The sequence below is a fragment of the Micrococcus sp. HSID17227 genome (assembly GCF_003989405.1).
Classification (GTDB): Bacteria; Actinomycetota; Actinomycetes; order Actinomycetales; family Micrococcaceae; genus Micrococcus; species Micrococcus luteus.
This window is the reverse complement of the sequence record NZ_RBLN01000544.1, coordinates 1-764: the sequence shown is the minus strand read 5'-3', so window position 1 is coordinate 764 and position 764 is coordinate 1. Positions and strand designations below refer to the sequence as shown.

3 protein-coding genes are annotated in these 764 nt (G+C 54.7%); all 3 read right to left on the bottom strand.

Annotation, left to right across the window (positions count from 1 at the left end):
- Nucleotides 1-276, bottom strand: a 276-nt coding sequence (gene rpsN, locus D8M29_RS13200; RefSeq protein WP_127446081.1) for a 30S ribosomal protein S14, incomplete at its 3' end; no start/stop codon positions are given.
- 2 nt (nt 277-278) lie between these two features.
- On the bottom strand, nt 279-443 hold the full coding sequence (gene rpmG / locus D8M29_RS13195) for a 50S ribosomal protein L33 (protein ID WP_018121214.1): 165 nt from the start codon (nt 441-443) through the stop codon (nt 279-281).
- Between the two features lie 2 nt (nt 444-445).
- Nucleotides 446-682: a bL28 family ribosomal protein gene (locus tag D8M29_RS13190; RefSeq protein ID WP_127446080.1), complete on the bottom strand. Its 237-nt coding sequence runs from the start codon at nt 680-682 to the stop codon at nt 446-448.
- Nucleotides 683-764 lie beyond the last annotated feature (82 nt).

Genomic DNA, 764 nt, shown 5'->3' with positions numbered 1-764 from the left:
CTCACCGTTGTGGGCCATCTGACGCATACGGACACGGGACAAACCGAACTTACGCAGGTAGCCACGAGGGCGACCGTCGTGAGAGTCACGGTTACGAACGCGCACCGGTGAAGCGTCGCGTGGTTGCCGGTTCAACTCGAACTGGGCATCCAAGCGCTCTTCTTCGGACTTGGTTTGGTCTTTGATGATTGCCTTGAGTTCAGCGCGACTCTCCGCATAGCGGGCAACGATGTCCTTGCGCTGCTCATTCTTGGCGATCTTTGACTTTTTAGCCATTTCTATCGCTCCTCGCGGAATTCGACGTGCTTACGGGCAATCGGATCGTACTTCTTCAAGCTGATGCGATCCGGGTTGTTGCGCTTGTTTTTGCGGGTCACGTAGGTGTAACCAGTGCCTGCAGTGGACTTCAGCTTGGTGATTGGGCGAATGTCATTACGGGCCATCGTTATACCTTCTCTCCCCGTGCACGGATTTTCGCGTCTACGGATTCAATGCCATCGCGGTCGATGATCTTGATTCCTTTCGGTGACCAGGTCAACGGGATGGGTCTGACTTCAGAATGCAAGAAATGAAGCCGAAGCTGGAAATTGGGGTTCCAAAGGCGCGACGGGCGGCGGTGCGAGTGCGAGACTTGCTTGCCAAATTCTGGGTTGCGTCCCGTTACCTTGCAAATAGGCGACATGGGTAATCTTTCTCCTAGGCGCCCACATCGTGACTGATTGCGACAACACTCGGTGAGGTCCTTTAAAAGTGAGGGTGCGAGG